General features: G+C 71.9%; 7 protein-coding genes and 1 pseudogene. 6 read left to right on the top strand and 2 right to left on the bottom strand.

The annotated features are described in order from the left end of the window. From AC2VOR_RS02135 to hisI, 4 genes are all read left to right on the top strand, one after another. Nucleotides 1–390 (top strand): HisA/HisF-related TIM barrel protein (locus AC2VOR_RS02135; RefSeq protein ID WP_486963121.1); only part of this gene is annotated, 390 nt, incomplete at its 5' end. A gap of 7 nt (nt 391–397) precedes the next feature. Further along, the gene (locus AC2VOR_RS02140; protein ID WP_369738947.1) at nt 398–1198 is read left to right on the top strand and encodes an inositol monophosphatase family protein; all 801 of its coding nucleotides are present in this window, start codon (nt 398–400) and stop codon (nt 1196–1198) included. 1 nt (nt 1199) lies between these two features. Then, nucleotides 1200–1994, top strand: a complete 795-nt coding sequence (gene hisF, locus AC2VOR_RS02145; protein WP_369738945.1) for an imidazole glycerol phosphate synthase subunit HisF — start codon at nt 1200–1202, stop codon at nt 1992–1994. After that, complete coding sequence (gene hisI / locus AC2VOR_RS02150) at nt 1991–2338, top strand: phosphoribosyl-AMP cyclohydrolase (protein ID WP_369738944.1); 348 nt, start codon at nt 1991–1993, stop codon at nt 2336–2338. The genes hisF and hisI overlap by 4 nt, the downstream gene beginning before the upstream one ends. Here the strand turns inward: hisI and AC2VOR_RS02155 are convergent. Continuing rightward, nucleotides 2335–3861 (bottom strand): serine/threonine-protein kinase, encoded by a 1527-nt coding sequence (locus AC2VOR_RS02155; RefSeq protein ID WP_369738943.1) that lies wholly within the window; start codon nt 3859–3861, stop codon nt 2335–2337. The two genes, hisI and AC2VOR_RS02155, sit on opposite strands and share 4 nt — an antisense overlap. 94 nt (nt 3862–3955) lie before the next feature. Here AC2VOR_RS02155 and AC2VOR_RS02160 point away from each other — a divergent pair, with 94 nt between their 5' ends. Then, nucleotides 3956–4561, top strand: a complete 606-nt coding sequence (locus tag AC2VOR_RS02160) for a class I SAM-dependent methyltransferase (protein WP_369738942.1) — start codon at nt 3956–3958, stop codon at nt 4559–4561. A 47-nt stretch (nt 4562–4608) separates the two neighbouring features. Then, nucleotides 4609–5700 carry a calcium:cation antiporter gene (locus AC2VOR_RS02165; RefSeq protein WP_369738941.1) on the top strand — a complete coding sequence of 364 codons (1092 nt, stop codon included), beginning with the start codon at nt 4609–4611 and terminating at the stop codon, nt 5698–5700. 30 nt (nt 5701–5730) lie between these two features. Here AC2VOR_RS02165 and AC2VOR_RS02170 read toward each other — a convergent pair. Continuing rightward, nucleotides 5731–5839: pseudogene (locus AC2VOR_RS02170) on the bottom strand (peroxiredoxin); the annotation flags it as partial.

A 5839-nucleotide genomic window follows, 5' to 3' on the forward strand; every position in this document is an offset into this window, starting at 1 on the left:
GCGATCGCCGAGCACGGCGACAGGGTGGCCGTCGGGCTGGACGTCCAGATCGACGACGGACGGCACCGGCTGCGCGGGCGCGGCTGGGAGACCGACGGCGGCGACCTGTGGGAGGTGCTGGAACGCCTCGACGGCGAAGGCTGTTCGCGCTACGTCGTCACCGATGTCACCAAGGACGGCACGCTGGGCGGACCCAACCTGGACCTGCTGGCCCGCGTCGCCGAGCGCACCGACGCTCCGGTGATCGCCTCCGGCGGGGTGTCCAGCCTCGACGACCTGCGCGCGATCTCCACCCTGGTCGGCCACGGCGTCGAGGGCGCCATCGTGGGCAAGGCCCTCTACGCCGGGCGGTTCACCCTGCCGCGGGCGCTGGCCGCGGTGCGGGGATAGGGCGGCGATGGACGTCAACGCGTTGGTCGCCCAGGCGTCGGTGATCCTGGACGCGGCCGTGCCCCGGTTCCTGGGCGGCCACCGGGCCCATTCGGCGGTTGCCAAGAAGGGCAACGACTTCGCCACCGAGATCGACCTGGCGATCGAGCGGCAGGTGGTCGACGCTCTGGTCGAGGCCACCGGCATCGGCGTGCACGGCGAGGAGTTCGGCGGCACCGACGTCGACGAGCCGTGGGTGTGGGTGCTGGACCCGATCGACGGCACCTTCAACTACGCCGCCGGGTCACCGATGGCCGCGATCCTGCTGGCCCTACTGCACCACGGGGACCCGGTGGCGGGCCTGACCTGGCTGCCGTTCGTCGACGAGCGCTATACCGCCGTTGCCGGGGGCCCGTTGCTGAAAAACGGTGTGCCGCAGCCGTCGCTGGCCGACACGAAACTGGTCGACAGCCTCGTCGGGGTCGGTACGTTCAGCGTCGACGCGCGGGGGCGTTTCCCCGGACGGTATCGGATGGCCGTGCTGGAGAACCTCAGCCGGGTGTCGTCACGGCTGCGCATGCACGGATCCACCGGCATCGACCTCGTCTACGTCGCCGACGGGATCCTCGGCGGGGCGATAAGTTTCGGGGACCACATCTGGGACCACGCCGCCGGCGTTGCACTGGTGCGGGCCGCCGGTGGCATCGTCACCAACCTCGCCGGTGAGGCGTGGACACCCGCGGCGCGGTCGGTGCTGGCCGCGGCACCCGGCGTGCACGGCGAGATTCTCGAGATCCTGCGCGCCACCGGCGAACCCGAGGACTACTGAGATGGGCCCGTCAACGTCCGCCGGTGGCCTTGCCGTGCGGGTCATCCCCTGCCTGGACGTCGACGCCGGGCGGGTCGTCAAGGGGGTCAACTTCGAGAACCTGCGCGACGCCGGCGATCCGGTGGAGCTGGCGGCCGTCTACGACGCCGAAGGCGCCGACGAGCTGACCTTCCTGGACGTGACCGCGTCGTCGTCGGGCAGGGCGACCATGCTCGACGTGGTGCGCCGCACCGCCGAGCAGGTGTTCATTCCGCTGACCGTCGGCGGCGGGGTGCGTACGGTGGAGGACGTCGACACCCTGCTGCGTGCGGGGGCCGACAAGGTCTCGGTCAACACCGCCGCGATCGCCCGGCCCGACCTACTCGAAGAGATGGCGAGGCAGTTCGGCTCGCAGTGCATTGTGTTGTCCGTCGACGCGCGCACGGTGCCGTCGGGGTCGGTGCCCACCCCGTCGGGCTGGGAGGTCACCACCCACGGGGGCCGCCGCGGCACCGGCATCGACGCCGTCGAGTGGGCGTCGCGCGGGGCCGACCTCGGCGTGGGGGAGATCCTGCTGAACTCGATGGACGCCGACGGCACCAAGGCCGGGTTCGACCTAGCGATGCTGCGCGCGGTGCGCTCGGCGGTCACGGTCCCGGTGATCGCCAGCGGCGGTGCCGGCGCGGCCGAGCATTTCGCGCCCGCGGTCGCGGCCGGCGCGGATGCGGTGTTGGCGGCCAGCGTCTTTCATTTCCGTGAACTCACGATCGGGCAGGTCAAGGCGGCCATGGCCGCAGCGGGGGTGGTCGTGCGATGACGCTGGACCCGGACATCGCCGCACGCCTGAAACGCAACGCCGAGGGTCTGTTCACCGCCGTCGTGCAGGAGCGGGGCAGCGGCGACGTGCTGATGGTCGCCTGGATGGACGACGCGGCGCTGGCGCGCACCCTGGAAACCCGTGAGGCGACCTACTATTCGCGCTCCCGCGCCCAGCAGTGGGTCAAGGGCGCGACTTCGGGCCACACGCAGCACGTGCATGCGGTGCGGCTGGACTGCGACGGTGACGCCGTGCTGCTGACGGTCGACCAGGTGGGCGGCGCCTGCCACACCGGCGACCACAGTTGTTTCGACGCCGACCTGCTGCTGGGGCCGAAGGGTTAACCCGGCACTCCCTCGAGCCCGTTGGCCGCGGCGATCGCGGCGCGGGCCCACTCGCGGTGGTAGACCGCCGGCCCGATGCGGTCGCGGCGGATCTTCTCGACGTCGATGGCCGTTCCGTTGGCCAGCGCACCGGGCACCCGGAACGAATAGGACGGCTCGTCGGTGGCGATGGCCAGCAGGGCGTCGCTGTCGCCCAACCCGTTGGCGCGCACGGCGTTCTCGGCCCACCGAAACGAGCGCAGGCCGCCGAAGTCCTTGACGTACACCACCCACAGCCGGGTGCCGCGGCCGTTGTAGAGCCTGGTCAGCGCCCGGTCGACCGCGGCGCGCTCGACGGGCCCCAGCACGCCGGACTGGTCGGTGATCTGGGTGGAGAGCGTGATCGTCGGCGCGGCCGACGGGACCGGCGCCGGCGGGGGTGCCGCGACCGCGCCGCCCGGCGCCGCCGCCGACGGCGAGGGCGTGCCGGCCGCCGGCGGGCGGGACTTGCCGCCCAGCAGGTTGATGCCGACGACCACGGCCACCCCGACCAGCGCGACGGCGACCACCGCCGCGACCACGGTGACCGCGCCGGGGCGGCCACCGCGGGTTTTCGGCGTGGGCTCCGGCGGGCGCGCGATCACCGGCGTCGGAGCGGCGACGGCGTCGGCGCGGCCTGTTAAGGGGGCCGGAGCGGTGGCCGGCTGGCCGGCCAGTGCCGTCGCGAACTCCCCGCAGGTGGCGAAGCGCTCGTCGGGGTTCTTGGCCATCGCCCTGGCGATGACCGCGTCGAGCTCGGCCAGTGCCGGGCGCCGTTCGCCGAGGCGGGGCGGCGGCGTCGACAGGTGATGGCCGATCACCACCGCCGGGTTGGAGTGCGCGAACGGCGCGGACCCGGCGAGCAGGTTGAACGCGGTGCAGCCGAGCGCGTACTGGTCGGCACGCGGGTCGACGTCGGCGCCGCGCAGCTGCTCGGGCGCACAGTAGGCGGTCGTACCCACCAGCATGTTCGTGGCGGTCAGCCCGCTGATCTCGCCGAGCTCGCGCGCGATGCCGAAATCGCCGAGCAGGATGCGCCGGCGCGGGCCGGCGGTGCCCAGCAGGATATTGGCGGGCTTGACGTCGCGATGCAGCAACCCGCGGGAGTGGGCGTAGTCGAGCGCATCGGCGACAGCCGAGATGATCTGCACCACATCGGTTTTCGGCATCCCGGCCGGATAGTCGCGGCGCAGCAGCTGGGCGGCGTCGGTGCCCTCGACGTAGTCCATCGAGATCCAAAGCTGCCCTTCGTATTCGCCGCGGTCGTGGATGCCGACGATGTGCTCGTGGTAGAGGCTGGCGGCCAGGTCGGCCTCCCGGTTGAAGCGCTGGCGGAACTCGAGGTTGTCGGTCAGGTCGCCGGGTAGGATCTTCAGGGCGTCGCGGCGGGGCAATCGGGGGTGCTGCGCCAGATACACCTGGCCCATCCCGCCGGCACCCAGACGCCGAACGATGGTGTACCCGGCGAACACGTCCCCTTCGGCAAGGCCGTCGCTGTTCGGCATGTGAGCATGCTACTGAGGCGGTGAGCGCGGCAACGGGCATTCACACACGGGTTCGTGCCGCGGCAATGGCCGATAAATGGCCGATAATGGTCGCATGGGCGAGCAAAGCATCTGGATGCAGAAGGTCGCGGCGAACCCCGAGCACTCGCACTGGTATGTGGAGCGTTTCCGTTCCATGGCCCGCGCCGGTGAGGACCTGGCCGGCGAGGCCCGGTTCGTCGATGCGATGGTGCCGCGCAGCGCCCGCGTCCTGGACGCCGGGTGCGGGCCCGGGCGACTCTGCGGGTACCTGGCCGCCGCCGGCCATCACGTCGTCGGCGTCGACGTGGACCCGGTGCTGATCGCGGCGGCCGAGCAGGATCATCCCGGACCCCGCTATCTCGTCGGCGACCTCGCCGAACTCGACCTGCCCGCGCGCGGTATCGCCGAGCCGTTCGACGTCATCGTCCTGGCCGGCAACGTCATGGCGTTCCTTGCCCCCACCACGCGGGGCCGCGTGCTGAGCCGGGTGCGTGCCCACCTCGGCCGCGACGGCCGCGCGGTGATCGGCTTCGGCGCCGGGCGCGACTACGCGTTCGGTCAGTTCCTCGACGACGCGGCGGCCGCCGGCCTGGCGCCCGACCTGCTGCTGTCCACCTGGGATCTGCGGCCCTTCCGCGACGACTCCGACTTCCTCGTCGCGGTCCTGCGGCCCGCGTAGGCGACATCGCGCGCATTCCCGGGCAACTTCGATCACAATGACGGGCGATGTCTAAACGCGTGTCGTGGACGGTGGCCGTACCCCTGTTCGCCATCGTCGCGCTCGCGCTGAGTTGGGGCGAGGACATCGGGCCGGCACTGGCCCTGCTCCTGGCGGTGTTCCTGATCGGCGCCGTGCTGGCTGCCGTCAACCACGCGGAGGTGGTCGCGCACCGGGTCGGCGAGCCGTTCGGGTCGCTGGTGCTGGCCACGGCGGTGACGACGATCGAGCTGGCGCTGATCGTCACGCTCATGGCCTCCGGCGGGCACGAGACCTCGACGCTGGCCCGCGACACCGTGTTCGCCGCGCTGATGATCACCACCAACGGGATCGCGGGCCTGTCGCTGTTGCTCGGTTCGCACCGCTACGGCGTGACCCTGTTCCACGCCGAGGGCAGCGGCGCGGCGCTGGCCACGCTCACCACGCTGGCCACGCTGAGCCTGGCGCTGCCCTCGTTCACCACGACCCAAGGCGGACAGGAGTTCTCGCCCGGCCAGCTGGCGTTCGCCGCGGTCGCCTCGCTGGGGCTCTACCTGCTGTTCGTCTTCACGCAGAACGTGCGGCACCGGGACTTCTTCCTGCCGGTCACGCAGAAGGGCCAGAAGAGCTTCTTCGAGGACGGGAGCCACGCCGAGCCGCCGAGCACCGCCGCCGCGCTGCGCAGCCTGGGGTTGTTGCTGGTGGCGCTGGTCGCGGTGGTGGGGCTGGCCGAGGGGGAGTCGCCGACGATCGAACGCCTGGTATCGGCGGCCGGTTTCCCGCAGTCGTTCGTCGGGGTGGTGATCGCCGCGCTGGTGCTGCTCCCCGAGACGCTCGCGGCGGCGCGGGCGGCGCGGCAGGGCCGCATCCAGACCAGCCTGAACCTGGCCTACGGCTCGGCGCTGGCCAGCATCGGGCTCACCATCCCGGCCATCGCGCTGGCCTCGATCTGGTTCGAGGGGCCGCTGCTGCTGGGCCTGGGCGCCACCCAGCTGGTCCTGCTCGCGCTGACCGTGGTGATCAGCGTGCTCACCGTGGTGCCCGGACGGGCCACCCGGCTGCAGGGCGAGGTACACCTGGTGCTGCTGGCCGCCTACGTGTTCCTGTCGGTCATCCCGTGAGCTTCCCCGGCGTCTGCTCGCGCCAATGGACTACGCCCGCGCCCGCAGCGTCTGCAGCGCCTTGTCGGCGTGGGTGTCCATGCTGAACTCGCTGGCGATCACGTCGAGCACCGTGCGATCGGTGTCGATGACGAACGTG

The sequence above is a fragment of the Mycobacterium sp. TH-M103 genome, from assembly GCF_057473785.1.

What these genes read in the sequence shown, in the direction of transcription:
- hisI (WP_369738944.1), top strand. Translation starts at nt 1,991, where the DNA reads ATGACGCTGGACCCGGACATCGCCGCACGCCTGAAACGCAACGCCGAG.
- hisF (WP_369738945.1), top strand. Translation starts at nt 1,200, where the DNA reads ATGGGCCCGTCAACGTCCGCCGGTGGCCTTGCCGTGCGGGTCATCCCC.
- AC2VOR_RS02140 (WP_369738947.1), top strand. Translation starts at nt 398, where the DNA reads ATGGACGTCAACGCGTTGGTCGCCCAGGCGTCGGTGATCCTGGACGCG.
- AC2VOR_RS02155 (WP_369738943.1), bottom strand. Translation starts at nt 3,861, where the DNA reads ATGCCGAACAGCGACGGCCTTGCCGAAGGGGACGTGTTCGCCGGGTAC.
- AC2VOR_RS02165 (WP_369738941.1), top strand. Translation starts at nt 4,609, where the DNA reads ATGTCTAAACGCGTGTCGTGGACGGTGGCCGTACCCCTGTTCGCCATC.
- AC2VOR_RS02160 (WP_369738942.1), top strand. Translation starts at nt 3,956, where the DNA reads ATGGGCGAGCAAAGCATCTGGATGCAGAAGGTCGCGGCGAACCCCGAG.